Origin of the sequence: Lactobacillus delbrueckii subsp. jakobsenii ZN7a-9 = DSM 26046, from assembly GCF_001888925.1 — a bacterium.
Classification (GTDB): Bacteria; Bacillota; Bacilli; order Lactobacillales; family Lactobacillaceae; genus Lactobacillus; species Lactobacillus delbrueckii.
On the sequence record NZ_CP018218.1, the window covers coordinates 1,027,198 to 1,053,076 of the forward strand.

The following is a 25,879-nucleotide window of genomic DNA, read 5'->3' on the forward strand; positions in this document are numbered from 1 at the left end:
CGTTTTGATCGACAGATCCATATAAAGCATCTATCAGACAAAGAATTGATTTAACATGATTAAGAAAAGGAGAGCTTTATGTCAGACAAGTTAAAAATAATGGTTCTAGGCGGGGTCCGCGAGCAGGGGAAGAACATGTTTGCCGTTCAGGTGAACGATGAAATCTTTGTTTTGGACGCCGGCCTCAAGTACCCGGACAGTTCATTATTCGGGATCGATGTGGTAATTCCGGACATGGAATTCTTCAAGCAATACGGCGACCAAGTGGCGGGGATCTTTTTGACTCACGGCCATGCTGACTCCATCGGGGCCCTGCCATACATTTTGCGGGACTGGGATATTCCGGTTTTTGGTTCAAAACTCACCATTGAACTGGCCAAGATCGACGTGCAAAGAGAAAACAAGCGGCGGAACAACCAGCTGTTCAACGTCATCGACGCCGATACGGAAATCGACTTCAAGAATGCCAGCGTGTCCTTCTTCCAAACCACTCACTCAGTGCCAGATTCTTTGGGGATCGTCATCCATGCTCCCCAAGGGCAGATCGTCTATACCGGTGACTTTAAGTTTGATCCGTCAGCCCGGCCAGCTTACCGCACTGACATGACCCGGCTTGCTGAAATCGCGGAAAACGGCGTCTTGGCCCTTTTGCCGGACTCATCCAATGCTGAGGCTGTTTTGCCGAATGCCAGCGAAAATGAAGTCGGCACTTACATCACCAATGTCTTCAGAAACGCCAAGGGCCGGATCATCGTGGCCGGCAAGGCTTCCAACATAAATCGGGTCCAGCAGGTCTTTAACGCCGCTGCTGCTACCGGCCGCCGGGTCCTTTTGACTGGCCGGGACGTGGCTAAGATCGTCCACACGGCCATGAAGCTGGGCTATCTGGAAGTGCCAGACGGGCTTTTGATGAAGGCCAAGGAACTCAAGGACGTGCCGGATGAAAAGACGGTCATCCTGGAAACCGGCCGGATGGGTGAACCGCTCCAGTCCCTGCAGAAGATGGCCAATAACCGCCACCAGATGATTACCATCCACGAAGGGGACCTGGTCTTTATTGCCACGACTCCGTCTCACGCCGTTGAAACCACGGTGGCTATCACCAGTGACATGGTTTACCGGGCAGGCGGCACGGTTATCGAACTTGGCCGCAACATGCACACTTCCGGCCACGCGACTGGCCGGGACCTGCAGACCTTGATTGACCTCTTGAAGCCGCGGATTCTGGTACCGGTCATCGGGGACTACCGGCTTTTAGAAGCAGTCAAGGACTTAGCCGTTGAAACAGGGATGGACCCGGACGATGTCTACATTACCCAAAACGGGGACTGCCTGGAATACGACACTAAGCGCGGCCAGTTCTTCCGCGGGGATGCCGTGCCGGGTGAAGACACGATGATCGATGGCTCCGGGGTAGGCGACGTGGGCAACATTGTTTTGCGCGACCGGGAAGTTTTGTCAGATGACGGGATCTTCATCGCGGTAGTGACGATTGACCGCAAGAAGAAGAAGATCGTGTCTGAACCGCAAGTCACCAGCCGGGGCTTTGTCTACATCAAAGCCAACCACAAGCTGATGAATGACTCTATCCAGGTCATCAAGGACGCTATCCAGGCCAACTTTGAGCACAAGAAGTTTGACTGGACTGAACTCAAGCAAGACATGCGCTCCAGCCTGGGGAAGTTCCTTTACAAGCAGACCAACCGCCGGCCGGTCGTTTTGCCAGTTGTCATGGAAGTCAACCAGAACCGGCACCGGGCAATGCAGAAGAAGGCCGAAGACGCGGCTGAAGGCAACAAGGAAAAGCCGGTTAAGAAGAACAACCGTAAGAAGCAGACCAGGCTGGCAAACAAGTCCGCTAAGGGCAAGAAGTCGGTAAACAAGAATAAGAAGGACAGCAAGGCAGATGACAAGCGTTAGCCAAGAGAACCTACGGAAATTGGCCATAGAGGCTGAAGCAGGAGGGGACTACCAGGCTGCCTGCGGGCACTTGGAGGAGGCCCTGAGGCTGGGCTTTGACGAGGACCTGGCCCTGGACTTGTCCCGTCTTTTGCGCTTAAACAAGGAAGAAGATCAGGCTTATGCCCTTATCAAGGCACTGCCTGATCTTTTTTCCAGAGATAAAGTGCTGGAGGAGTATGGACAAGTCCTGGCGGCCAATAATTTTTTGATCGAGGCTCTCCAGGTCAAGCATTTGACTGAGGGAGAGGTCGACTTCCCGGTTTTGCCAGCAGACAAAAAGGAACAAGAGAAAATCCTGCTTGCTTTTAGAAGAAAGCAGGCAGTCAGCCAAAGCCAGTACGAGCAGCTCTTGAAGCTGGATTTGCCGACCTACCTGGCCTTTGCTAGAAGCCTTTTGCTGGATCCCCTGGCTAACTACGCCTTGCGCCTGGCGGTGTGCGAGGACCTGGTCAAGCTGGGGGTTAAAGAAGAGATGCAGGTTATGATCCTGGGGGACTTGAAGAGTTTTGTGCCCGCTGAAACGGATTTGCTCAAGCAGGATCCGGTTTACCGGGAATTTATCACTTCTCTGGCCAGCCGCTACCAAAACCGCCCAAGCGAACTGCCCTTGATCTTGGCTGAAGGAAATTTCGCTTTTGGCCAGCTTTATCCCTGCCAGGGAGATTACGTGACTAATCCCGATGCTTTTGCCCGGGACTTGACCGGGTTTTTACGGCAAAAGCGGGGCGGGGAGAGCCAGGATTTGCTGGAAAAAATCTATCAGAAAAAATAGTGATTAATTTTTTTGCAAATCACTTTACTTTTTGCCGGCATTTAGTATAATCATTTTTGGATATTTTCAAGAAGTTGCGCTATTGCTACTAGCGTACTTCTTAGGAAAGTAGTACAATATTCAACAGAGAATCATCCGTTAGTTTTGTCTCAACGGACTTCTTGCAAAATTTCAGGAGGATCATTTTAATGGCAGAAAAAGAACATTACGTTAGAACTAAGCCACACGTTAACATTGGTACTATTGGCCACGTTGACCACGGTAAGACTACTTTGACCGCAGCTATCACTACTGTGTTGGCTAAGAAGGGTTTGGCACAAGCTGAAGATTACTCACAAATCGACGCAGCTCCAGAAGAAAAGGAACGTGGTATCACTATCAACACTGCCCACGTTGAATACGAAACTGAAAAGCGCCACTACGCCCACATGGACGCCCCAGGCCACGCCGACTACATCAAGAACATGATCACTGGTGCCGCTCAAATGGACGGTGCTATCTTGGTTGTTGCCGCAACTGACGGTCCTATGCCACAAACTCGTGAACACATCTTGTTGGCTCGTCAAGTTGGTGTTAACTACATCGTAGTCTTCTTGAACAAGTGCGACTTGGTTGACGACCCAGAATTGATCGACTTGGTTGAAATGGAAGTAAGAGACTTGCTTTCAGAATACGGTTACCCAGGTGACGATGTTCCTGTAGTTCGTGGTTCAGCTTTGAAGGCTCTTGAAGGCGATGAAGAAGCTCAAAAGAAGATCGAAGAACTGATGGACGTTGTTGACGAATACATCCCAACTCCAGAACGTGAAACTGACAAGCCATTCTTGATGCCGGTTGAAGACGTCTTCACTATCACTGGTCGTGGTACTGTTGCTTCAGGCCGTATCGACCGTGGTACTGTTAAGGTTGGCGACAGCGTTGAAATCGTTGGTTTGGTAGAAAAGGTCTTGACTTCAGTTGTAACTGGTTTGGAAATGTTCCACAAGACTCTTGACTTGGGTGAAGCCGGCGACAACGTTGGTGTATTGCTCCGTGGTATCGACCGTGACCAAATCGTTCGTGGTCAAGTTTTGGCAGCTCCAGGCTCAATCAAGACTCACAAAACTTTCAAGGGTCAAGTCTACATCTTGAGCAAGGACGAAGGTGGCCGTCACACTCCATTCTTCTCAGACTACCGTCCACAATTCTACTTCCACACCACTGACATCACTGGTGAAATTGAATTGCCAGAAGGTACTGAAATGGTTATGCCTGGTGACAACACTGAATTCTCAGTTACTTTGATTAAGCCAGCCGCTATCGAAGTTGGTACTAAGTTCACTATCCGTGAAGGTGGTAGAACTGTTGGTGCCGGTCAAGTTACTGAAATTGACGACTAATTTTTATTTTTTAAATTTTAGTTCTAACAGTGTAAAAAGGTGTTCTTCTCAGAAGAACGCCTTTTTTTATCCAAAAAATCCCTATTTTGTAGTACTTTGATTGTTTTTTGACCGTCTTTAAGGTAAGATATTTAAGTATGCAAAGTAGCAAACCCAAAATAGACATTGGAGGTATTTAATTAATGTCTGCTAACTGGAAAACTACCGGTAAGACTACTGGTGAACTTTCTTTTGAAATTTCTCAAGATGAAATCAAGAAGAGCCTGGACAAGGCTTTTGACCGCGTAAAGAAGAGCTTGCGTGTACCTGGCTTCCGTAAGGGGCACGTTTCCCGTGTAATCTTCAACCAATACTACGGTGAAGAAGCTCTTTACGAAGACGCTTTGAACTTTGCTTTGCCAGAAGCTTACAGCGCTGCTGTCAAGGAAACTGGCATCAAGGCAGTTGGCCAACCTCAAATCGTTCCTGTATCAATGGGCAAGAACAAGGCCTGGGAAATGAAGGCAATCGTAACGGTTGAACCAGAAGTTGAACTTGGCCAATACACTGAAATTGAAGTGCCAAAGCAAAACACTCGCGTTTACCAAAAGGACATCGACGCTGAATTGACTAAGCGTCAAGAACAAAACGCTGAAATGGTTTTGAAGAACGACAAGGCTGAAAACGGCGACACTGTAACCATCGACTACGTTGGTACTGTTGACGGCGTTGAATTTGACGGCGGCTCAGCACAAAACTACTCCCTGGAACTGGGCTCAAACACCTTCATCCCTGGCTTTGAAGACCAGCTGGTTGGTCACGGCGCCGGCGAAGAAGTTGACGTTGTCGTAACCTTCCCTGAAGACTACGGCGCAAAGGACCTGGCTGGCAAGGAAGCTCACTTCGCAACCAAGATCCACGAAGTTAAGGCAAAGCAATTGCCAGAACTTGATGACGAATTTGCCAAGGATGTTGACGACTCAGTTGAAACCCTTGACGAATTGAAGGAAAAGATCAAGGCTGAACTGAAGTCCGAAAAGGAAGAAGCAGCCAAGGCAGCTATCCAAGAAGCAGCGATCACTACTGCAGTCAAGAACGCTACTGTTGAAGAAATTCCTGACGTGATGATCCAAGAAGACGTTGACAACCAACTCAACCAATACTTGGGCGACATGCAACGTCAAGGGATTGACCCGCAAACTTACTTCAAGTTGACTAACACGACTGAAGACCAACTGCGCAGCCAATTGTCAGCAAACGCTGCTGAACGCGTTAAGACTAACCTTGTTTTGGAAGCAATCGCTGCCAAGGAAGGCTTCGAAGCAAGCAAGGAAGAAATCGACGCTGAAATCAAGGACCTGGCTGACAACTACAACATGAGCGAAAAGGCAGTTCGCAACGCTTTGAGCGATGAAATGCTGGCTCACGACATCATCGTCCGCAAGGCAATGGACTTGATCACTGACAGCGCTAAGCAAGTAGCTAAGGCTAAGCTTGAAGAAGGCAGCGAAGACGAAGAAGACAAGTAATCGCCTGTCTATAGACTGAATCCCCCAGAAGTGGCAACTGCCCCTTTTGGGGTTTTCTTTTGCCAAGACTGATGAAAAATACAAGGCTAATTTCGCGCAAGTTGCCCGTATTTATGCTAATCTAGTCTTTAGCAAATAGAGGAGGGAATACATGGCTACTAAGTTTACAGATCCAGAAGAAGTGAAATGCTCATTCTGCGGCAAGTCTGCCAGCCAAGTAAAGAAAATGATTGCCGGCAACGGCGTATACATCTGCAACGAGGACATTGAACTCGCCAAGCGGATCATTGATGATGAGCTGCGTCTGGATTCACTGAAGGAAGCGCGCGAGCTTCCCAAGCCAATGCAAATTAAAGAAGAACTGGACCAGTACGTGATTGGCCAGGACCGGGCCAAGCGGGTTCTGTCCGTAGCGGTTTACAATCACTACAAGCGGATCAGTCAAATGGATGTTGATTCTTCAACCGAATTGCAGAAGTCAAATATTGCCTTGATCGGGCCAACTGGGTCCGGCAAGACCTACCTGGCTCAGACTTTGGCCAGGATTTTGAACGTGCCGTTCGCGATCGCGGACGCAACTACTTTGACTGAAGCTGGTTATGTCGGTGAAGACGTCGAGAATATCCTGCTTAAGCTGCTCCAGAATGCCGATTACGACTTGGAGAGAGCCCAGCGGGGGATCATTTATATCGACGAAATTGACAAGATCTCCAAGAAGTCAGAAAATGTGTCGATTACCCGGGACGTGTCCGGTGAAGGGGTTCAGCAGGCCCTTTTGAAGATCCTGGAAGGGACCATTGCTTCTATTCCGCCGCAGGGCGGCCGCAAGCATCCGCAGCAGGAAATGATCCGGATGGACACCACCAACATCCTCTTCATTGTCGGCGGGGCTTTTGACGGTATCGAAGAAATCGTTAAGAACCGGCTGGGCAAGAAGACCATCGGTTTTGGGGCAGAACAAGAATCTGGCAAGGTTGACGATGACAACTGGAACCGTTTCTTGACGACCGGGGACTTGGTCAAGTTCGGCTTGATCCCTGAATTCATTGGCCGGATTCCGATTATCACTACCTTGGACCGGCTGGACAGTGCTGATTTGGTCCGGATCCTGACTGAACCAAAGAATGCCTTGATCAAGCAATACCAGAAGCTGCTTTCCCTTGACGGGGTTGATCTGGAATTTGAACCTGCCGCCGTCAAGCAGATTGCTGACCTGGCTATTGAACGGAAGATGGGGGCCAGAGGCCTTAGAACTATCATTGAAAATGCCATGATGGACATCATGTACCGGGCGCCGAGCGAAAGCGACATCAGCAAGGTCATCATCACGCCGGAAACAATTACCGGGATGGGCGAGCCGAAGGTGGTCCGCCGCGAACTGGAAGAGGTTACCGATGATCATTAACCAATCAGAATTTTCCGTCAGCGCGGTTAAAGCCAGCCAGTACCCCGAAGGCGGCCTGGATGAAATCGCCCTGGCTGGCCGGTCAAACGTGGGCAAGTCCAGCTTCATCAACACCCTTTTGCAAAGAAAGAACCTGGCCCGGACCTCCTCGTCGCCGGGCAAGACCCAGACCTTGAACTTCTACCGGGTGGACAGCGACCAAGCTGACTTTTACCTGGTCGATGTGCCGGGCTACGGCTATGCCAAGGTCTCCAAGAAGCAGAGGGAAGAGTTCGGGGAAATGATCCAGGATTACCTGGAAACCCGGGCCTACCTCAAGGGCTTGATCCTGCTGATCGACGGCCGCCACGAACCAACCGCCGACGACATTGCCATGTATGACTATGCCCAGTATCTAAACCTGCCGATTTTACTAGTGGCCACTAAGATGGACAAGATCAAGAAGAATGCTTTTAACAAGACTGAAGCAGCCTTCAGAAAGCACTTGAACTTGAATAAGGACAATGTGACTTTCCTACCATTTTCATCAGTGACTAAGCTGAACGTTGACCAAGTCAAGGACTGGATCCAAGCCAGATTGGACGAAGAATAGCAGATAAAACAAAAATGCTCAAAGGATTTTCCTTTGGGCATTTTGCGTTTACCGGTGCTTTTTCGGCATTTGCGGCCGGTGGTTGAAGAGCTCAGCCACCAGCTTGAAGGCTCCGTAGATGATCAAGAGGATCCCGATTTCGATGATCGACTGGTGGTTGAAGTATTCTGGGTTGATGATCACGATGATCCCCAGGGCAAAAGAAATAACGGCTTCCGCCCCGGTGATGATCATGCGGAAGACCCCGGTCTGCCGCCTTAAGATAATCTTGCGGCTACGGCCATAGGCGTAAAAGAGCAGGAAGGCCCCCAGGAAGTAGTGAGCCAAAAAGACCAGGAGTTGGTTGCTCGATAAAAGGGCTATAGAGACCGCGAACAAGACCAGGTAGGTAATTAGGAAGAAGCGTTTCTGCTGCGGTTTAAAGGCCGAAACTGAGACCGTGAGGATATGGTTGACGCTGAAAATGATCCCCCCGACAGCAGCTAGCACCCCGAAGGCCTTGAAGGCATAGTTAGGTGCTGTCAGACTGATGATGCCGAGCAGAACCAGGAGCCAGCCGGCCATGGTGTCTCGGCTGAACAAGGCCGCTCCGATCTGCTGGTTCTTGATCAACTGCCAGATCGAGGAAAAGAGATTGCCCAAAATGAATTTGGTCCGCCTTGAGGAGTTAGTCACCGACAAAAGGATGGCCCCGAAGCCCCCGAAGCCGTTCTTGGCCAGCTGGTTGATCTTGCTCGAGCCGCTAGCCGCCAGGGCATCAAAGAGGTCCTGGGTCAGGGCTTCCCGCTCTTCCAGGCTGGCTGACCCGATCCATTGGTTGATCAGCTGGTTGTAGACCCGGGACTCAGGATTGGGCCGCTTGCGGGTCACGAAATGGCTGCCTTTGATCTGCCAGGAATAGGTATCGTGCTGGGCGATATTGCCATTGGTTGAGTAGACGATGACCGGGTCGACCTCTCTTGGTTCAAAGAGGCGGCCGATAATCGAAAAGTCGGGTACGTAGCGGCGGAGGACCCTTCGCAAAAAGTCCTCGTTGTAGTCGACTCCGGCTTCGCTGGCCAGGCCGGGGCTGTCAAAGGTGTAGACGGCCTTGATCCGGGCCCGGTAGTCTTCTGGGAGATTCAAGGCGGCGTATTCAGCCAGGTTGCCCCCCTTTGAGTGGCCGCCCAGGATGTAGTCAGCTGAGTCGCCGGACAGGAGGTCCTTGAGGTAGCGGGCACCTAAGATCTGGGCCTTGGTTTCTTTAAAAGAAATCTCAAAGTCTTCCCGCCAGCCAACCAGGGTGTCGTCGGTCCCTCTAAAGGCCACATAGTGGGTGCCGTCTTCAAGGACGATTTTCAAGGCGCTGAACTGGCACTGGTCAGTCAAAACGGTTTTGAAGTGGGATAAGCGGGCATCCTTAAAGCGGTCGGCTTCGCTCATTAAGTGGAAGAGCTCCTGGTACTGGCTGGCGTCCAGGCCGGTGTAGGAAGAGGCGAAGTATTTCTCGGCGGTTTCGCCAACTGTCACTTCTTTGTTGCCGGAAGGGATGTACTTTTCCAAGTTAAGATAAGAAAAAATTGCTAAGACTAAAGCGTCGATTTCGTTGAAAGGAGACTTTTCCAAGGGAATGTCGCCGCGCCATTCCAGGTAGGTCAGCAAATTGTTGTTGTCCAAGATGCTCACATCCTTAAAGAAAATAATTGCAAATGCTTACAAACTCATTTTAGCCTAAATAGGGCAGGGATGGGCAAATTTACCCGAAAATTTAGCGACTTTTATAAGATATAAAAAGCCGCCAACAAGCGGCTTACTTTGCCTCTTTGCCGGCAGCTTTGTCGTCTTCCTTTTCCTTGCCCTTGCCAGAAGCGGCTTTCTTCGGGTCGGGAATGCTGGCGAATTTGTCGAAGAGCTTGTCTAAGTCGTCTTGTCTTTTAAAGGTTAAACCCATTTGTCCACATCCTGCTTTCCATTGAAGTAAAAGATTTGCTTTTGAGTCAATTATAACGATATTTTTGCTATTCAGTCAATTTTGAACTATACTTAGCAAAAGAAATCAGCTTCAAGAGAGGTGTAAAATGACTGACGCGATTGATACAATTAAGAGCCGCCACAGCACGCGCTATTTTGACCAAGGCAAGGCGCCCAGCCGGGCAGACCTGGAAGAAGTAATCCGCTTGGCCGGCCTGGCTCCGTCTTGGGTAGATTCCCAGCCCTGGCGGGTTTATCTGGCTATGGGGGAAACAGCCAAAAAGATCCATGCCCGCCACCTGGCTTTGGCTGAAGCAGGGACGGCGGCATCCCCAGACTGGGAGACCTGGCACCGGGAGGACTGGGATCCTTATCCAAGAGAAAACATGGCCCGGCACAACCAGGCCAGCCAGGAATATCTGAACACGCCGGAATTGCTGGACCTTAGGACTAATATTTTGCAGAAAAATCTCTACTATGCCCCGGCGATTGCCTATTTAACTATTCCCAAGCAGTCCAATCTTTGGTCAGTCTATGACCTGGGAGCCTTTGCCCAGACTCTAGCGCTTGCCGCCAAGGCCAAGGGGATTGACAGCATGCCGGCCTATGAATTTGTCAAATACCCAGCCAGTGTCCGGGAAATTATGGGGATTCCAGAAGACCAGACCCTGGCCATGGGAATCGGCCTGGGCTATGGCAAAGATGAGTACATCAACGGCTACCAGGCTCCCCGCCGGGATCTGCCTGACTTCTTGACAATTAAGGATTAGGAAAAAAGTTATATAAAATCGTTGACTTATAGTAAGTGAGTCTGTAAGATTAAATTAAATCAAATTGAGAAAGGAGCTAAATCATGTTTGCAATGCAAGAAAACCAAACTATGTGCGTTTGCTGTATGTCACTTATGTCATACGACTGTTTTGTGTTGCCTAAACTGGATTTAGCTCAGACCAAGTAATTTGCCAAGTAATTATTAGCTTAGTGGCAAATGAAGCAGCTGTTTCCTTTAGGGAGCAGCTGCTTTTTTGTCTTAGGAGGAAAAAAATGCAAAAGATCAAGAAATTCACCCTTGCCGCCGTCAGCGTCAGTGCCGCCTTCCTGCTGGCCGCTTGCGGCAGTCAGCAGAGCTCAAGCTCAGCAAGTAAGGATAAGCAGGTTTTAAAGCTCAGCGCGACTGCTCCGCTAGATACGATCGACATCAGTAAGGCAACCGGCTACGGGCAGACGGGGAACGTTTTTGAAAGCTTCTACCGTTTGGGCAAGAACGGGCAGCCAGCCGCCGGCTTAGCCAAGTCCGGCACTGTATCCAAAGACGGCAAGACCTGGACCTTCAAGCTGCGGTCTAACGCCAAGTGGTCCAACGGGGAAAAGATTACCGCCCAGGACTTCGTCTACTCCTGGCGGCGGACGATCAACCCCAAGACTGCTTCGCCTTATGCCTACCTTTTCTCCGGCATCAAGAACGCCGATGAAATTATTGCCGGCAAGAAGTCTCCGTCCAGCCTGGGCATCAAGGCTTTGAACCAGGAAACCGTGCAAGTTAAGCTCAACCGGCCGATTGCCTACTTCAAGGTTTTGATGGCTTACCCGCTCTTTGGGCCGCAAAACGAAGCCTTTATCAAGAAGACGGGCAAGAAGTACGCGACCAGCTCCAAGTACATGCTTTACTCCGGCCCATTTAAGATCACCGGCTGGAAGGGGACCAATGATACTTGGTCTTTTGTCAAAAACAACCAGTACTGGGACAAGCAGGCAGTCAAGTTGAGCAAGATCAGCTACCAGGTCGTTAAGACTACCAACACCGGCTACCAGCTCTACCAGCAGGGCAAGCTGGACCTCACCCCACTGTCCAGTGAACAGGTTAAGCAGCTGAAGAAGAACAAGGACTTCAAGACCTACCCATACTCCTACGTTGCCTTCTTGGCCTACAACTTCCAGGCCAAGGACGCGACGGTTAAGAAGGCTTTGAACAACAAGAACATCCGCCTGGCCCTGTCTCTGTCACTTGACCGGAAGATTCTGACCAGCAAGGTCTTCGGTGACGGGTCAAGCGTGCCAACTGGCTTCGTGGCTTCTGGTCTGGCCTATGATCCGGCTAACAAGGAAGACTTTGCCAAGGAGCAAAAGGTGGCTAATACCGTTGACTACAATGAAAAGCTGGCTGAAAAGTACTGGAAGACCGGGTTGAATGAACTGGGCTTAAAGAAACTGAACCTGACCTTGCTGGCTTCAAACGAGAGCACCAACGCCGACGCTCTGACCCAGTACCTGCAGTCCCAATGGACTAAGGTTTTGTCCGGCATCAACGTGAAGGTTAACTCCATTCCAAGCAAGAACGCCTACACCAAGGCTTCAAGCGGGGACTTTGATATCTATGTTTCCGGCTGGGGCGGGGACTTCAGCGACCCGATGACCTTCATGCAGATCTTGCAGAAGGGGACTTCCTACAACTACGGCAAGTGGAACAATGCGGAATACAACCGCTTGATCAAGAAGGCTTTGACGACTGATGCCAACGACGTTAACAAGCGCTGGCAGGACCTGGTCAAGGCAGCCCAAGTGGCCAACGCCGACCAGGCAGTCAGCCCGATCTACCAGCAGACGACCGCCTACCTGCAAAACAGTAAGGTCAAGGGGATCATCCACAACAATGCTGGTACCCAGTGGAGCTACAAGTACGCCTACATTAAGTAGCTGGTAGTTAGCAAATTAAGATATGCAAATAAAAACGAGACCGCTTGGTCTCGTTTTTTTTAATGCCGGCTGGCCCGGTGGCTGGAGCTGGCCTTGATTTTGTGGGGATGCCGCTTGAATTTGACCTGGCCGCCCTCTGGCAGGAAGCGGAAGTGGCGCATTTTGGCGTTAAAGGGCCGGCCAGAGAGGCGGATGGCGGTCCAGTCCTTCATCAGCTTGATCATCCGGTCCAGTTCCTGGACTCTTTTGGCCTGGCCTTCTGCTTCAGCCGCCTGGTGGATGTCGCCTTCCAGGCGTTCGATTAGGTTCTGGTGGTAGGCAAGAAGTTCGGGAGTCAAGGGAGCCCGCCGGTACTGGTTGAAGAGTTTTTGGATCATTTCCATGGCCTCCAGGCTGTCATGTGGCTGGATATAGCGGGAACCATTATCTTCATTCATGGATTTTGTCCTTTCTATTATTTCTGCTTCTATTTCTTTATCAAGCTTTTTGCCTTTTTCTGGCTTTTTAGTTAAAAATTACAGGAGTATTAAAAATGCGATATATAGAAAATACTCTAGCCATCTTTTAATTTTTTTGTCATAATATATAAAAAGCATGAGGCTTTTAACCTAGGATACCAGAATCAGCATAAACGAGAAGATGTTTGACGAAATTTGTTAGTTATTGAGGAGAAAAAAGATGAAGGCATACTTGTTCGGCGTTACGCCGGTGGAAGAAGCTTTTTTAAAAAAGTGGCAGGACCAGCACCCAGATGATGAAATTTCTTATACCCACAGCCCTTTGACGGCCGATAATTTAGAGCTGGCCAAGGGTTTTGAGGCGGTTTCGACCCAGCAGGCGGAGCCCTTGACGGCGTCTGACCTTAAGCCCTTGGCGGCTGGCGGCGTCAAGCACCTGGCCTTGCGGAAGGTGGGGGCGGACAATATTGACCTGGAAGCGGCAGCTAAATACGGAATTACCGTTGCTAATGTGCCGGCTTATTCGCCGCGGGCAATCGCGGAAAACGGCTTGACCGGGGCCATGTACCTCTTGCGCAAGTGGGGTTACTACCACCGGAAGATGCGGCGGGGAGACTTCACCCGGTCAACGGAACTGATGAGCGATGAGATCTTCAACCAGACGGTCGGCATCGTCGGCCTGGGCCGGATCGGGGCAGCTGCGGCGGAAATGTACCATGCCCTGGGGGCCAGAGTTATCGGCTATGACCCGGTTTACAATGCTTCTTTAGAGCCCTTTTTGGACTTCGTCGATTTTGAGACCTTGATCAAGGAAAGCGACATCGTCCAGGTGCACATTCCGCTGACTCCGGAAAACAAGGGCATGTTCAGCGCCAATGAATTTGCCAAGATGAAGGACGACGCGATCCTGGTTAACCAGTCAAGAGGCGAACTGGTCGATACCGCGGCCTTGATCGTGGCCTTGAAGTACCATGAAATCGGCGGGGCCGCCCTGGACGTTTTGGAAGGGGAAGAAAAAATCTTCGGCCGCAAGTTTGAGGATGTGGGTTCTCTGCCGGACGAGTACACGGAGCTGATCAACCTGCCAAACGTGGTCATGTCCCCGCACTCTGCCTACTATACCAAGATGGCGGTCAAGAATATGTTCTTCCAGAGCATGACCGATATCGAGCGGACCCTGTCCGGGAAAAAGGCCTTTTTCAAGGTGAATTAGCGAAAAAGCAGTAAAATAAAGCGAAAAATGAAGAACATAGACAAGCCCTGGCATGATAATCCTGCCGGGGCTTTTTCCATCTGTTAAGCTTTTTGTAAAGATTAACACCCGGCAAAAAATTCTGTTAGACTTAAGGTGAAGTGAAGTAAAAAGTTTTTGCAAAGGACAAGGAAATGGCAAATCAAGACCAAGTATATTTAGATTTACTGAAAAAGATCATGACGGAAGGCAATGACAAAAATGACCGGACCGGGACGGGAACCAGAAGCCTCTTTGGGGCCCAGATGCGCTTTGACTTAAGCCAGGGCTTCCCGATCCTGACGACCAAGCGGGTGCCTTTCGGCCTGATCAAGAGCGAGCTTTTGTGGTTCTTGCGGGGGGACACCAACATCCGTTTCTTGCTTGAACATAAAAACCACATTTGGGACGAATGGGCCTTTAAAAATTGGGTGACCAGCCCGGAATACCAGGGCCCGGACATGACTGATTTTGGCCTTAGGAGTCAAAAGGACCCAGGGTTTAAGGCAGTCTATGACGAAGAAATGCAAAAGTTCTGCCAGCGGATTCTGGATGATGAAGCTTTTGCCCAAAAATACGGCAACCTGGGCGACGTCTATGGGGCCCAGTGGCGGCACTGGGGCAAGCGGGACGGCGGCTTTATCGACCAGATCGCGGACGTGATTGAGCAGATCAAGACCAATCCCGACTCCCGCCGCTTGATCGTAACGGCCTGGAACCCGGAAGACGTTCCTTCCAGCGCCCTGCCGCCGTGCCATGTCCTCTTCCAGTTTTACGTGGCTGACGGCAAGCTCAGCTTGCAGCTTTACCAGCGCTCAGGCGACATGTTCTTAGGCGTGCCCTTCAACATTGCCAGCTACTCTTTGCTCTTGTCCTTGATTGCCCGGGAGACCGGCCTGGAAGTGGGCGAGTTTGTGCATACTATTGGGGATGCCCACATTTACAAGAACCACTTTGCCCAAGTGGAAGAGCAGCTGAAAAGAACGCCGTTTGACGCGCCAACTTTGTGGCTGAATCCAGAGAAGAAAAAAGTGGCTGATTTTGAAATGGCTGATATTAAATTGGTCAACTACCAGCACGGGTCTACAATCAAGGCCCCGGTCGCCGTTTAGAAAGGGTGAAGAAATGCTTAGCTACGTTTGGGCAGAAGATGAAAAAGGCGCCATTGGCTACCAGGGCCGCCTGCCCTGGCACCTGCCAGCAGATTTAGCCCATTTTAAGGCAAAAACCATGGGCCACCCCATGCTGATGGGAAGAAAGACTTTTGAGTCCTTGCCGGGCCTGTTGCCTGGCCGGCAGCATGTCGTCCTTTCCACCAGGAAATTAGACCTGCCAGCTGGGGTTCTACAGCTGAAAAGCGAAGAAGAAGTTTCCGCCTGGCTGAAGGAGCAGGCGGGGGAAGTCTGCGTTATTGGCGGCTCCAGCCTCTTTGCCCTGCTGGCTAACCAGGTTGACAAGCTGGAAGTGACCCGGATCAAGGGAATTTTTCCCGCTGACACCTACATGCCAAACCTTGACTGGGCGGCTTTTGCCCTGGCAAAGAGTGAAGCCCACCAGGCAGACGGCAAGAATAAGTATGACTATGTCTTTGAGACTTACCTGCGTAAAAAATAGCAGGCAAGCAGTGAAAAGTGAGATGTGAGTGTTATGAAAACAAATTTGGAGACGGGCTTGACCGAGGAGGAGGTCGCGCAGAAAAGCGCGGCCGGCAAGGTCAACACCACCATTGATGATGAGTTCAAGACCAACCGACAGATCATCGTTGAAAACACCTTTACCTACTTCAACTTGATCTTCCTAGTTTTGACCATCCTGCTTTTGATTGCCGGGGATATCCGGGATATGACCTTTTTGCCGGTGATCATTTTGAACACGATCGTGGGGATCGTCCAGGAAATCCGGGCAAAATCTGTTTTAAGCAAGCTGCAGGTCTTAAACCAGACCAAGCTTTTAGCCCTGAGAGGCGGAAAAAGGCGGCAGGTGCCAATCGACCAGCTGGTTGAAGGAGACCTAGTCCTCTTGAAAGCTGGTGACCAGATCCCGGCCGACGCCAAGGTGGTCGACGGCAGCGTCCGGGTAAATGAATCCCTTTTAACCGGGGAAAGCGATGAAATTGCCAAGGAAGTTGGCGACGAGCTCTTATCCGGTTCTTTCGTCGTTTCCGGCGAAGTCATGGTCCAGCTGGTCAAGGTGGGCAGCGAATCCTACATCGCAAAATTGACGGCGGAAGCCAAGGCCATGGGCGGGGGAGAAGAGTCAAAGATGATCCGGGCCATCAACCGCTTGATCAAGTGGGTTGGCATCATCATTATTCCAATGGGGCTAGCCCTTTTTGCCCAGGCCTACTTCCTCAACCACCGGTCTTTTGCTGAATCCATCAGTTCCATGGAAGCAGCCATTATCGGCATGATCCCGGAAGGGCTCTACCTGCTGACAACTGTTGCCCTGGCCCTGGCCGCCATGCGCCTGGCACGCAACCAGGTCATGCTGCACGACATGAAGAGCGTGGAAACCCTGGCCCGGGTCAATGTCCTCTGCGTTGATAAGACTGGGACGATTACTGAGCCGAAGATGGCGGTGGAAAAAGTCGTCCCGGCCAAAAATTACCCGGGAAATGATTTGGAAGACCGGCTTGCCGCCTACGTTTCCAACATGCCTGTCGACAATATCACCGCTGAAGCCTTGAGCCAGAAGTTTGGCCAGGATCAGCCCCTGGTCAATGCCAAAAGGATTATTCCTTTTACCTCAGTCAACAAGTACAGCGGGGCGGTTTTTGCAGGCTACACCCTTTTGCTGGGGGCGCCGGAAATGATCCTGCGCTCGCAGCTGAAAGCCTGCCAGGAAGAATTTGCCCGCTACCCGGAAGAAGGCTACCGGGTCCTAGCCTTTGCCAAGTATCCGGCAGAACTGGCAGATGAAAAAGAGCGCCTGACCCAGGAGGTCGAAGTCCTGGGCTACGTCCTTTTGTCCAATCCGATCCGGAAAGAGGCCAAGGAGACTTTTGCATACTTTGCCAAGCAAGGGGTGGAAATCAAGGTTATTTCCGGGGACAACCCGGTCACTGTTTCCCGGGTGGCTGGCCAGGCCGGGATTGCCGGGGCAGAGAAGTACATCGATGCCCAGACGATCAAGCCAGGCGAATATGAGCAGGCCATGGCTGAATACAATGTCTTTGGCCGGGTTAAGCCGGAGCAGAAGAAAGAATTCGTCCAGGCCCTGCAGAAGATCGGGAAGACCGTGGCCATGACCGGGGACGGGGTTAACGACATCCTGGCCATGAAGGAAGCTGATTGCAGTATTGCCATGGCTTCAGGCAACAGCGCGGCTGTTCAGGCTTCCCAAGTAGTCTTGCTGGACTCAAACTTTGCCAAAATGCCCCAGGTGGTCAATGAAGGCCGGCAGGTGGTCAACAATATTGAACGCTCAGCTGGTCTCTTTTTAGTCAAAAACATCTTCTCATTGCTGATGGCGGTCTTTTCCTTGATCTTGACGATCAACTACCCGATCAAGCCGGCCCAGATCACCTTGATCTCCAGCTTTACGATCGGCCTGCCGTCCTTCCTTTTGGCCCTGGAAAAAAACCATTCCCGGATTCGGGGCAATTTCACGGTCAATATCCTGACCAAGTCGATTCCAGGCGGGATTACCGACTGGCTGGCCGTCAGCATCCTGGTCTTGACCAACAAGTTTACCAATATCGGGGACAATGAAGTCGCTACCGCGTCAACAGCTCTCCTGGTCCTGGTGGGCTTGATGGTCCTCTTCTGGATCTCCCGGCCACTTAACAAGTACAAGCTGGGCGTTTTGGCCCTGTCGGTGGTCTGCATCATCTTGTCAATTATCTTCATCCCTGGCTTCTTCAAGCTGAGTCCTTTGTCAGGCCGGGCTGTCTTCACGGTTGTCGTCCTTTTCTTTGCCGGCATGACCCTCTTCAGAATCATGTCGCGGATCTGCGACGGAATCAAAGACGTCAGCAACGTGCTGACGGAGAAGGGGAAAGACGCCAAGCTGCGGGACCTTTTAGCCGCTTATGGCAAGGACCGGGCCGAGCTTTAACAGTTTTTTTTAGAAAGAGGCTTGACTTGCTTAAAAAATAATGATAAATTTAGAGCGTCAAGTTAAGAAAAGTTATCTCGAAAAGCAGAGTAGTCGGGTGACGATCCTTTACAGAGAGGCGGCGGATGGTGAAAGCCGCCAGGAGAGTTCCGGTGAACATGGGCTTGGAATGATATGCCGCGGTGATATTTAGCCGCTGCCGGGGTTGCTCTCGTTAAACAAGCAAGCTGTTTCTATTTGTCAGAGACAGCTGGTGAGATTTATTACGCAAGTAATGAATGAACTAAAGGTGGTATCACGAGCGCTCGTCCTTTATCAAGGCCGGACGCTTTTTCTTTTCTGTTCGAATTTGACTGCCGCTTTTTCGGGATTGCTGCTGTGTTTCTGGAGGTATTAATCATGAGAAAAAAGAAACAAAGAAACATTATTATCGCTATCGTGTCCGTTGTGGTCCTTGCCGTTATCGCCTTCTTCTCCTTTGGCAAGAAGGGCAGCCAGCAAAGCCCCAAGACGGTGACGGTAACCGTCGGGACTGTCGGGGCAACCAAGGCTGAACGGGCCATCTGGAAGAGTGTGGCGGCAACTGCCAAGAAGAAGTATGGTATCATTGTCAAGACCAAGAACTTCTCTGACTACAACCAGCCAAACAGCGCCTTGAAGTCAGGGGATCTGGACCTTAACGCCTTCCAGCACTACAACTTCCTCAACAACTGGAACAAGGCCAACAAGAGCAACCTGGTTGCCATCGGCAAGACCTACATCGCTCCAATCCGCCTTTACTCACTGAAGTACAAGTCACTGAAGTCCCTGCCTAAGGGGGCAACGATCGCCATTCCAAACGACGCGACCAACGAAGCCCGGGCTCTTCTGGTTCTGAAGAACGCCGGCCTGATCACCCTGAAGGGGACCAGCGCTACCAAGCTGTACTCAGTTGCTGACATCAAGAGCAACCCGAAGAACTTCAAGATCAAGGAAGTTGCGACTGAACAAGTTGCCAGAGTTCTGAAGTCAGTTGACGCTGCTGTTGTCAACAACGACTACGCTAATCCAGCCGGCCTGGGCGACAAGCAAACCATCTACGTTGAACCAATCAACAAGGACTCATACCAATGGATCAACGTCATCGTTGCCCGCAAGAAGGACAAGAACAAGAAGGCTTACAAGGAAGTCGTTAAGGCTTACCAGACTGAAAAGACCAAGCAGCTGTACAAGAAGTACTACGGCAGCAAGCAAATTGCGGCTTGGGACGCCAAGTTCTAAGATTTTTAACTTAACCTAGAAAGAAGCTTTGATCATATGAGCATTATTCAACTGGACCACGTCAGTGTGACTTTTAAGCGGAAAAAGGCTGCCGATGTGCAGGCCGTGCAGGATGTGACTTTGCACATCGAAAAAGGCGACATCTACGGGATCGTTGGCTTTTCCGGGGCCGGGAAATCAACCCTGGTCAGAACCATCAACCTTTTGCAAAAGCCAACGGCCGGAGACGTCGTGGTTGGGGGTGTTGACTTTGTCAAAGACGGCAAACAGGTGATCAGCGGCAAGGACCTGCAGGCCCGCCGCCGGAAGATCGGGATGATTTTCCAGCAGTTCAACCTGCTTAATGAAACGACCGTTATTGAAAATATCGCCTTTGCCCTCAAGCACTCAGACCTGTCTGACGATGAGCTGGAAGAAAAATGCCACAAGCTTCTGAAGCTGGTTGACCTGGAAGACAAGGCCAATGCCTACCCGGCCCAGCTCTCCGGCGGCCAGCAGCAGCGGGTGGCGATCGCCCGGGCCCTGGCTAACGATCCGGAAATCCTTTTGTCAGACGAAGCAACCAGTGCCCTGGATCCGCAGACGACTATCCAGATCCTGGACCTGTTGAAGAAACTGAACCGGGAACTGGGCTTGACCATCGTTTTGATCACCCACGAAATGGCCGCGGTCAAGAAGATCGCCAATAAGGTGGCGGTCATGGAAAACGGCCGGGTTGTCGAAAACGGCAACTTGCGGGATGTCTTCCTGGCTCCAAAGGCTGAATTGACCCAGAAGTTCGTCGGCGGTTCTTTGGCTGTAGTTGACACCTTGAAGAGCCTCAACATCAGCCTGGCTGAAAACGAAGCCCTCTACCAGCTGGTCTACAGCTTGAACAATGTGGCCAAGTCAATCATCATCGAGCTTTACCGGGAAGTCGGCGTGGAAGCTTCGATGCTCTACGGCAATGTGGAAGTCCTGGCTGACGAACCGGTCGGGACCCTGTTGGTCACGGTCAAGGGGGATGCTGACAAGCAAAAGGCAACCTTGAAGTTCTTAAACGATGAGGGTGTCACGGTAACGGAATTAGACGAAAGAGGTAACCGCTTATGATTAATGGTTTGGTACACTGGATCGCGCAGAACTTCCCGAATATTTACAACTTGGGCTGGACCGGGGACACCGGGTGGGGCACCTCCATTCTGCAGATCATCTACATGACCTTCTGGCCGTCAATCTTCGGCGGGGTCCTGGGCCTCTTCTTCGGGGTCATCCTGGTTTTGACCGAGCCAGGCGGGATCTTGGAAAACAAGTTCTGGTTCAACTTCTGCGACAAGCTGATTTCCATTTTGCGGGCCATTCCTTTCATTATCCTTTTGGCCTTCATTTCACCTTTGACCCGCTTGATTGTCGGGACGGAAATCGGGGACACGGCTGCCTTGGTCCCGCTGACTTTAGGGATCTTCCCATTTTATGCCCGCCAGGTCCAGGTCGCTTTGGAAAGCTTGGATCCGGGCAAGGTTGAAGCAGCCCAGAGCTTGGGTGCAAGCAACTGGGACATTATTTTTGACGTCTACCTCAAGGAAACGCGGTCAGAAATCATCCGGGTGTCAACTGTTTCCATCATCAGTTTGATCGGCTTGACTGCCATGGCCGGGGCCGTTGGGGCCGGTGGTCTGGGTACGACCGCCATCCAGTACGGCTACCGCGACTTCGCTAACGACGTGACCTTCCTGGCCACTGTCTTGGTCGTCATCATGATCTTTATCGTGCAAGTGGTTGGCGACTTCCTGGCCAAGAAGCTGAACCACCAGCACCGGTAAGAAATTTTTGGAAAGAATCTTCTCTTTGCAGGAGATTCTTTTCTTTTTCTACTCTAAGTCAAGTGTTATCAACGATTTTAGCAATTTTATTTTGAAATAAGGGCCTAATCGGGAAATGGTTCCCGGAGAATCGAGTTAAATATCTGATTTAGGGCATGATAAATACAGCCACCTTCTGTAATTTCAAAAAAGAGGCTGTTATAATATCTATTGGATCAATTTTTATGACAAAAGTCTTTGGTTATGTTTGGCTACGTCATAGCTATACAATTGATCATTCTTAATTAAAGCGAAGATCGTCCGTAATAATTTATGGATCGATGCGATAGCGGCCTTCTTGTGACTTGCAGTCTCAGAAGACCGTTTTCGTTTCTCGTAATAATCCGCAATATGACAAGGGTTTCCCGCTTTCTTAGCCGACTGAATTTGGTTTATGGCCAAGTACAGCACCTTTCTGCCAATAGCTGTCCCACGCTTTGAAATTGACAGGTGGGCCGTGAGATTGCCAGATTCATAAACTTGAGGATCAACACCAACGAAGGCATTTAATTGGCTAGGGTTGTTAAAGCGTCTGATATCCCCAAGCTCACTAATGATTCTTAGAGCAGTGTTTTCGCCGATGCCTGGAATGCTTGTGAGGATCTCCAGATCCCGTTTAGGAGCCAGCTTAGCCATCTCCTGTAAAGCAGTCTGGCACTCTTCTTCAGCGCTCAGAATGTTGTTAATAGCCATTTTGAGGCCACGAATATGAGCACTGTTCTTTTTGACAGCTGGGCATGCGACTTTAGCCAACCGAATAAGACTTTGCGCTATGTCGTTAGCGCGTTTTTTACCAATACCGGTTAAGCCCTTTAAGAAGTCGATGATATCGACTTCTTTTGTTTCTAGTACGATATCTGGGTGTGGGAATCTGAGGACAATACTCCAGTAGTTTTTCCCTCTCGGATTAACCATTAAGTGCTCAATCTCTGGGAAAGTGAGCTGAATGGCTTTGTGCAGTCTATTCCTGTTGGTTATCAGATCGTGCGAAGCCTGCTCATAGATACGGTTATTGGCCATCAATTCTTGATATTCTTCGCTTTGAACGTAGGCCAGCCGCTGTGGGTGCTCAGATTGCAGCTTGGCAAGGTACAAGGCATCAAGCTTATCGGTCTTGTTCTGGTGCAGGTCATCCTTTGTCTTTCTTTTGGCTTCTAGCGGATTCATCATGACATAGCGCAATTCGTGTATGTCCAAGAATGCCTGGAGTCTTCTGGAATAGACGCCAGTTGCTTCAAAGATAATCTGTGGGTTAGTAACCTGCTTAAGGTCACCTAGCAGCTGATTGAAGCCTACCATATCGTTGGAGATGGCATAGTCATTAACTTTTTGGCCATTGACCATAATGCATACGTTAGACTTTCGGCTGCTAACATCAATACCGAAAACAGTTTTCAATAAATCCATAAGAATAAACCTCCGCTTTACTCGGAGATGAGCTACCTTCACCTAATCCAATCAGATCTAATTTTCTCAACAGGACTTTAACAGCCAACATACTTAGACGAGATTCACAATTGAATGGTGAAGCTGCCCGTTTTGCCTACGACATCGTGTGTCCAGAAAAGGAACGGCATTGGCTTCATCTCCACTTTACATAGTAAAAGAAAAAGTGTTGAACGACTACTCCGTCGAGTAATCATCCAACACTAGGTTAGTATGTTTTGCCTTTTTGAAAGTAAGAAAAGAATTTACATTTTTGAAAAATAGCCTTTTCAATTTTAAAAAGTTAAAAAATGGTTTATAATGTGGAGGTAAGTAATAAATAATTGAGTAGAGGAACTATCATGGCAAAATACGAATTTAAGTCCACTCCAATCGATTTAGTCAACCCAAGCTACGACTTGGTAGTTATCGGGGCCGGTGGTACCGGTTTGTCTGCTGCCTTGCAGGCACATGAACTCGGCGCCAGCGTGGCTGTTTTTGAAAAGAACGAAGTTTTGGGCGGGAATACCAGCAAGGCTTCATCAGGGATGAACGCGGCTGAATCCCTGGTTCAATTCAAGCACGGCATCATCGACAACAAGGCCGACTTTTACCAGGAAACCCTTAAGGGCGGCGGCAACTTGAACGATGAAGCAATGCTGAGCTACTTCGTTGACCACGCTGCTTTGGCAATCGACTGGCTGAAGCAATATGGCGTTGAGCTGGATGACTTGACGATTACCGGGGGGATGAGCAAGAAGCGGGCCCACCGGCCAGCATCTATGGCGCCAGTTGGCGGTTACTTGATCACTGGCCTTTTGAAGAGCATTGAAGCAGCCCGGATTCCAGTCTTCAACAAGACCAAGGTTGTTAAGCTTTTGCAAGACGAAAAGGGCAAGGTAACTGGCATCGACATTGTTGGCCCAGACGGCCGCCGGAAAGTTATGGCCAAGGCTGTTATCCTGGCAACTGGTGGTTTCGGCGCTTCTAAGGAAATCATTAAGAAGTACCGGCCAGACCTGGAAGGCTACAAGACGACCAACCAAGCCGGCGCTACCGGTGACGGCCTGATCCTGGGTGAAGAAGCCGGGGCAGAATTGGTGCAAATGGACTTCATCCAAGTTCACCCAACCGCGCAAACTGATGGTGAAAAGACCTTCTTGATCGGGGAAGCTGTCCGGGGCGAAGGCGCTATTTTGGTCAACAAGGCCGGCCAGCGTTTCATCAACGAACTGGACACCCGGAAGGTTGTTTCAGCAGCCATCACTGGCTTGAATGAAGATGGTGCCTACCTCATCTTTGACCAAGGAGTCCGTGACCACGTTAAGGCAGTTGAATTTTACGACCACGTCGGCCTGGTAGAACATGGGGCTACTTTGGAAGAACTGGCTGGAAAGATCGGCGTTGACGCTGCTGGTCTTGAAGCAACTGTTGCCAGCTGGAACGAAGCAGTCAAGGACCAAGACGACCAAGCCTTTGGCCGGACTACCGGGATGGACCGCGACATTTCAGTTGCGCCGTACTTTGCTATCCACATTCACCCAGCCATCCACTACACGATGGGTGGTCTGCACATCAACCTTGAAACCCAGGTTTTGGGCAAGGACGGCAAGGTGATTGAAGGCCTCTACGCCGCTGGTGAAGTTTCCGGGGGTCTGCATGGCAACAACCGGATCGGCGGTAACTCAGTTGCTGAAACTGTAGTCTTTGGCCGGCAAGCTGGTATTCAAGCAAGCAAGTTCGTGCGCGGCGAAAACTAAGCTGAAAAGAACAAGTTACAAAAGAATACTATTTTAGACAGCAGCTCTTAGGCTGCTGTCTTTTTTTACCAAAAATTAGAAAATTAAAGTTCACTCTTTCACATACCCGTGTTATCATAAAGGAAAATGATTGAAATCGCTTTATGATAATTGATGTGATGATGAAAGGAAGAGATCATGAGTACACGGGAACACTATCAGCAAAGTGAACTGGTCAAGGCGAACAGCAAGTTCAGCCGGGTCCGGGCGACTATTGAATCAGCTTTTTACGGCAACAATGTCCATGAAGTCAAGAGTGTAGCGGAAGCATATGAACTGGCCAAGCGCCAGCCTGGAGTAATTGAGACTGACCTGTCGATCCTGCACACCAGTGATTTGGGTCTGCCGGTCGGGGCCAAGCAATTGGTTTACAACCACGGCAAGATTTTGGGCCGGACGGCATCAGCCCGGCACTTTGTCGATGATTCAGAGGAAGACGCGACTGCTTTAACCAACAGGTTGTATGAAGACATTTATGCTGGCCATAAGCAGAAGTATTTGAAGACGACGGTACTGGTTGGGCTGGACCCGTCCTTTAGCTTAAAGGCCCACTTGATGCTACCGGAGGACCAGGCCTTCAACCTGCTCAGCTACATGCTCAACTTCCGCTTTTTTGATGAAAAGGCGGCTGAGATGTACGGGAAATCCAAGCTTTATGATGAAGGGGACTTGTACTTCTACTTTGCTGCCGGTATTGAAGGTGACTGATCCGGTTTTGACATGAACACTTTGGTCATCGAACCATTTGCTGATCCCTTCAGAGCTTACCCAGTTGGGGGCGACTATGGCGACTTCGAGGAACTTTTTACCAAGAGGGGAGCGGAATGCTACGTTTTAAACACGGATGCCTTCTGCGGGAAAAACATTCCTAAGGAACTGACTTTAGAGATCATTGAAAAGCTGGTGGATGATACTGACCAGTGGCAGGTCTTTGGCGATTTTGCCGGAGTCAGCTACATGCCGCTTGCTGACTATCCGGTTGACCTGGACTCCGCTGAATACAAGCAGAATCTCAGAGTCCGGATGCAGGACCGGCTGAACATGTACAACGGTGAGCATCCAAAGACGCCGCTGCCAGAAGAAGCCAAGGAATGCTTAGAGAAAATCGTTAGTGAACTGAAGTAAGCGTCTATCTATATTAGGCAAATAGCAGCCAATCTTTGAATAGACCTTAGGGTCTGTTTTTATTTTGAAAAAGAAAATAGAAAAAGTTTTATCTTTTTTGCCAGCAGAAATAGAGATAATCCGAACTATCGATTCTTTAAAAAATAATTCCTGCGGAAAGAAAAAACAAAAGAAAGAGTAAGCAAGTTTACTTTTATTACAACGGTCCCTGGTGAACCGGATATAAAACGAATGAAAAAGCAAATTTGACGAATCAAAAAAAGCTAGTATACTAATATTTGTTGCCGCGTGAGACAAGCAAGTCTCGCGGAGGCAAAAAGAAAATATCGAAAACTTGTTGACAAGGAGTCAACAAGCGAGTAAGATATAAAGCCTTGCGTCACTAAGACGCAAGTTGGTACTTTGAAAACTGAACAAAGTTT

General features: G+C 50.0%; 20 protein-coding genes, 1 pseudogene and 1 other annotated feature. Of the genes and pseudogenes, 17 read left to right on the forward strand and 4 right to left on the reverse strand.

The genetic code is table 11. The features are described 5' to 3' along the window. The first annotated feature begins 78 nt into the window (after nt 1-78). From LJ046_RS05335 to yihA, 6 genes are all read left to right on the forward strand, one after another. On the forward strand, nt 79-1,920 hold the full coding sequence (locus LJ046_RS05335; protein ID WP_002879081.1) for a ribonuclease J: 1,842 nt from the start codon (nt 79-81) through the stop codon (nt 1,918-1,920). Continuing rightward, nucleotides 1,907-2,734 (forward strand): hypothetical protein, encoded by an 828-nt coding sequence (locus LJ046_RS05340; RefSeq protein ID WP_002879080.1) that lies wholly within the window; start codon nt 1,907-1,909, stop codon nt 2,732-2,734. The genes LJ046_RS05335 and LJ046_RS05340 overlap by 14 nt, the downstream gene beginning before the upstream one ends. A gap of 188 nt (nt 2,735-2,922) precedes the next feature. Continuing rightward, a complete protein-coding gene (gene tuf / locus LJ046_RS05345; protein ID WP_002879079.1) occupies nt 2,923-4,113 on the forward strand; it encodes an elongation factor Tu in 1,191 nt (396 codons plus the stop codon). A 182-nt stretch (nt 4,114-4,295) separates the two neighbouring features. Then, a complete protein-coding gene (tig, locus tag LJ046_RS05350; RefSeq protein WP_002879078.1) occupies nt 4,296-5,621 on the forward strand; it encodes a trigger factor in 1,326 nt (441 codons plus the stop codon). Between the two features lie 151 nt (nt 5,622-5,772). Beyond that, the gene (gene clpX, locus LJ046_RS05355) at nt 5,773-7,026 is read left to right on the forward strand and encodes an ATP-dependent Clp protease ATP-binding subunit ClpX (protein WP_002879077.1); all 1,254 of its coding nucleotides are present in this window, start codon (nt 5,773-5,775) and stop codon (nt 7,024-7,026) included. Further along, entirely contained in the window at nt 7,016-7,618 is a 603-nt protein-coding gene (gene yihA / locus LJ046_RS05360; protein WP_002879075.1) for a ribosome biogenesis GTP-binding protein YihA/YsxC, read from the forward strand. Before clpX ends, yihA begins: the two co-directional genes overlap by 11 nt. A 48-nt stretch (nt 7,619-7,666) precedes the next feature. Here the strand turns inward: yihA and LJ046_RS05365 are convergent, their stop codons facing one another. Together LJ046_RS05365 and LJ046_RS10175 are read right to left on the reverse strand one after the other, a co-directional pair. Further along, nucleotides 7,667-9,274, reverse strand: a complete 1,608-nt coding sequence (locus tag LJ046_RS05365) for an Mbeg1-like protein (RefSeq protein ID WP_002879073.1) — start codon at nt 9,272-9,274, stop codon at nt 7,667-7,669. A gap of 133 nt (nt 9,275-9,407) precedes the next feature. Then, nucleotides 9,408-9,548, reverse strand: coding sequence for an SPJ_0845 family protein (locus tag LJ046_RS10175; protein WP_002879072.1), 141 nt, complete (start codon nt 9,546-9,548; stop codon nt 9,408-9,410). A gap of 127 nt (nt 9,549-9,675) precedes the next feature. Here LJ046_RS10175 and LJ046_RS05370 point away from each other — a divergent pair, with 127 nt between their 5' ends. After that, on the forward strand, nt 9,676-10,338 hold the full coding sequence (locus LJ046_RS05370; RefSeq protein WP_002879071.1) for a nitroreductase: 663 nt from the start codon (nt 9,676-9,678) through the stop codon (nt 10,336-10,338). A gap of 274 nt (nt 10,339-10,612) precedes the next feature. After that, nucleotides 10,613-12,262, forward strand: coding sequence for a peptide ABC transporter substrate-binding protein (locus LJ046_RS05375; protein WP_002879070.1), 1,650 nt, complete (start codon nt 10,613-10,615; stop codon nt 12,260-12,262). A gap of 59 nt (nt 12,263-12,321) precedes the next feature. Here LJ046_RS05375 and LJ046_RS05380 read toward each other — a convergent pair whose 3' ends face one another. Then, the gene (locus LJ046_RS05380) at nt 12,322-12,699 is read right to left on the reverse strand and encodes a hypothetical protein (RefSeq protein WP_002879069.1); all 378 of its coding nucleotides are present in this window, start codon (nt 12,697-12,699) and stop codon (nt 12,322-12,324) included. 241 nt (nt 12,700-12,940) lie between these two features. On the opposite strand from LJ046_RS05380, the gene LJ046_RS05385 reads away from it, so the two are divergent. The 7 genes from LJ046_RS05385 (at nt 12,941) to LJ046_RS05415 (ending at nt 21,069) form a co-directional block, all read left to right on the forward strand. Then, nucleotides 12,941-13,933: a D-2-hydroxyacid dehydrogenase gene (locus LJ046_RS05385; RefSeq protein ID WP_002879067.1), complete on the forward strand. Its 993-nt coding sequence runs from the start codon at nt 12,941-12,943 to the stop codon at nt 13,931-13,933. A gap of 173 nt (nt 13,934-14,106) precedes the next feature. After that, nucleotides 14,107-15,063 (forward strand): thymidylate synthase, encoded by a 957-nt coding sequence (locus LJ046_RS05390; protein WP_002879066.1) that lies wholly within the window; start codon nt 14,107-14,109, stop codon nt 15,061-15,063. A 13-nt stretch (nt 15,064-15,076) separates the two neighbouring features. Continuing rightward, a complete protein-coding gene (locus LJ046_RS05395; RefSeq protein ID WP_002879064.1) occupies nt 15,077-15,565 on the forward strand; it encodes a dihydrofolate reductase in 489 nt (162 codons plus the stop codon). Nucleotides 15,566-15,598: 33 nt separating this feature from the next. Beyond that, nucleotides 15,599-18,007 (forward strand): HAD-IC family P-type ATPase, encoded by a 2,409-nt coding sequence (locus tag LJ046_RS05400; RefSeq protein WP_002879062.1) that lies wholly within the window; start codon nt 15,599-15,601, stop codon nt 18,005-18,007. 68 nt (nt 18,008-18,075) lie between these two features. Then, nucleotides 18,076-18,323 (forward strand) — a binding site (T-box leader). A gap of 83 nt (nt 18,324-18,406) precedes the next feature. Beyond that, on the forward strand, nt 18,407-19,267 hold the full coding sequence (locus LJ046_RS05405) for a MetQ/NlpA family ABC transporter substrate-binding protein (RefSeq protein ID WP_002879061.1): 861 nt from the start codon (nt 18,407-18,409) through the stop codon (nt 19,265-19,267). Between the two features lie 36 nt (nt 19,268-19,303). Then, nucleotides 19,304-20,359, forward strand: a complete 1,056-nt coding sequence (locus LJ046_RS05410; protein ID WP_002879060.1) for a methionine ABC transporter ATP-binding protein — start codon at nt 19,304-19,306, stop codon at nt 20,357-20,359. Next, entirely contained in the window at nt 20,356-21,069 is a 714-nt protein-coding gene (locus tag LJ046_RS05415; protein WP_003613663.1) for a methionine ABC transporter permease, read from the forward strand. The genes LJ046_RS05410 and LJ046_RS05415 overlap by 4 nt, the downstream gene beginning before the upstream one ends. Nucleotides 21,070-21,291: 222 nt before the next feature. Here the strand turns inward: LJ046_RS05415 and LJ046_RS05420 are convergent, their stop codons facing one another. Then, nucleotides 21,292-22,515, reverse strand: coding sequence for an IS110 family RNA-guided transposase (locus LJ046_RS05420; RefSeq protein ID WP_072557701.1), 1,224 nt, complete (start codon nt 22,513-22,515; stop codon nt 21,292-21,294). A 380-nt stretch (nt 22,516-22,895) separates the two neighbouring features. On the opposite strand from LJ046_RS05420, the gene LJ046_RS05425 reads away from it, so the two are divergent. Both LJ046_RS05425 and LJ046_RS05430 read left to right on the forward strand, forming a co-directional pair. Beyond that, nucleotides 22,896-24,293 (forward strand): flavocytochrome c, encoded by a 1,398-nt coding sequence (locus LJ046_RS05425; RefSeq protein ID WP_002879929.1) that lies wholly within the window; start codon nt 22,896-22,898, stop codon nt 24,291-24,293. A 177-nt stretch (nt 24,294-24,470) separates the two neighbouring features. Further along, nucleotides 24,471-25,457 (forward strand): annotated as a pseudogene (locus LJ046_RS05430) (hypothetical protein). Nucleotides 25,458-25,879: the final 422 nt, after the last annotated feature.

Bases quoted from the DNA above. Each gene is read 5' to 3' on its own strand.
- LJ046_RS05335 (WP_002879081.1), top strand. From the start codon at position 79: ATGTCAGACAAGTTAAAAATAATGGTTCTAGGCGGGGTCCGCGAGCAG.
- LJ046_RS05340 (WP_002879080.1), top strand. From the start codon at position 1,907: ATGACAAGCGTTAGCCAAGAGAACCTACGGAAATTGGCCATAGAGGCT.
- tuf (WP_002879079.1), top strand. From the start codon at position 2,923: ATGGCAGAAAAAGAACATTACGTTAGAACTAAGCCACACGTTAACATT.
- tig (WP_002879078.1), top strand. From the start codon at position 4,296: ATGTCTGCTAACTGGAAAACTACCGGTAAGACTACTGGTGAACTTTCT.
- clpX (WP_002879077.1), top strand. From the start codon at position 5,773: ATGGCTACTAAGTTTACAGATCCAGAAGAAGTGAAATGCTCATTCTGC.
- yihA (WP_002879075.1), top strand. From the start codon at position 7,016: ATGATCATTAACCAATCAGAATTTTCCGTCAGCGCGGTTAAAGCCAGC.
- LJ046_RS10175 (WP_002879072.1), bottom strand. From the start codon at position 9,548: ATGGGTTTAACCTTTAAAAGACAAGACGACTTAGACAAGCTCTTCGAC.
- LJ046_RS05370 (WP_002879071.1), top strand. From the start codon at position 9,676: ATGACTGACGCGATTGATACAATTAAGAGCCGCCACAGCACGCGCTAT.
- LJ046_RS05375 (WP_002879070.1), top strand. From the start codon at position 10,613: ATGCAAAAGATCAAGAAATTCACCCTTGCCGCCGTCAGCGTCAGTGCC.
- LJ046_RS05380 (WP_002879069.1), bottom strand. From the start codon at position 12,699: ATGAATGAAGATAATGGTTCCCGCTATATCCAGCCACATGACAGCCTG.
- LJ046_RS05385 (WP_002879067.1), top strand. From the start codon at position 12,941: ATGAAGGCATACTTGTTCGGCGTTACGCCGGTGGAAGAAGCTTTTTTA.
- LJ046_RS05390 (WP_002879066.1), top strand. From the start codon at position 14,107: ATGGCAAATCAAGACCAAGTATATTTAGATTTACTGAAAAAGATCATG.
- LJ046_RS05395 (WP_002879064.1), top strand. From the start codon at position 15,077: ATGCTTAGCTACGTTTGGGCAGAAGATGAAAAAGGCGCCATTGGCTAC.
- LJ046_RS05400 (WP_002879062.1), top strand. From the start codon at position 15,599: ATGAAAACAAATTTGGAGACGGGCTTGACCGAGGAGGAGGTCGCGCAG.
- LJ046_RS05405 (WP_002879061.1), top strand. From the start codon at position 18,407: ATGAGAAAAAAGAAACAAAGAAACATTATTATCGCTATCGTGTCCGTT.
- LJ046_RS05410 (WP_002879060.1), top strand. From the start codon at position 19,304: ATGAGCATTATTCAACTGGACCACGTCAGTGTGACTTTTAAGCGGAAA.
- LJ046_RS05415 (WP_003613663.1), top strand. From the start codon at position 20,356: ATGATTAATGGTTTGGTACACTGGATCGCGCAGAACTTCCCGAATATT.
- LJ046_RS05420 (WP_072557701.1), bottom strand. From the start codon at position 22,515: ATGGATTTATTGAAAACTGTTTTCGGTATTGATGTTAGCAGCCGAAAG.
- LJ046_RS05425 (WP_002879929.1), top strand. From the start codon at position 22,896: ATGGCAAAATACGAATTTAAGTCCACTCCAATCGATTTAGTCAACCCA.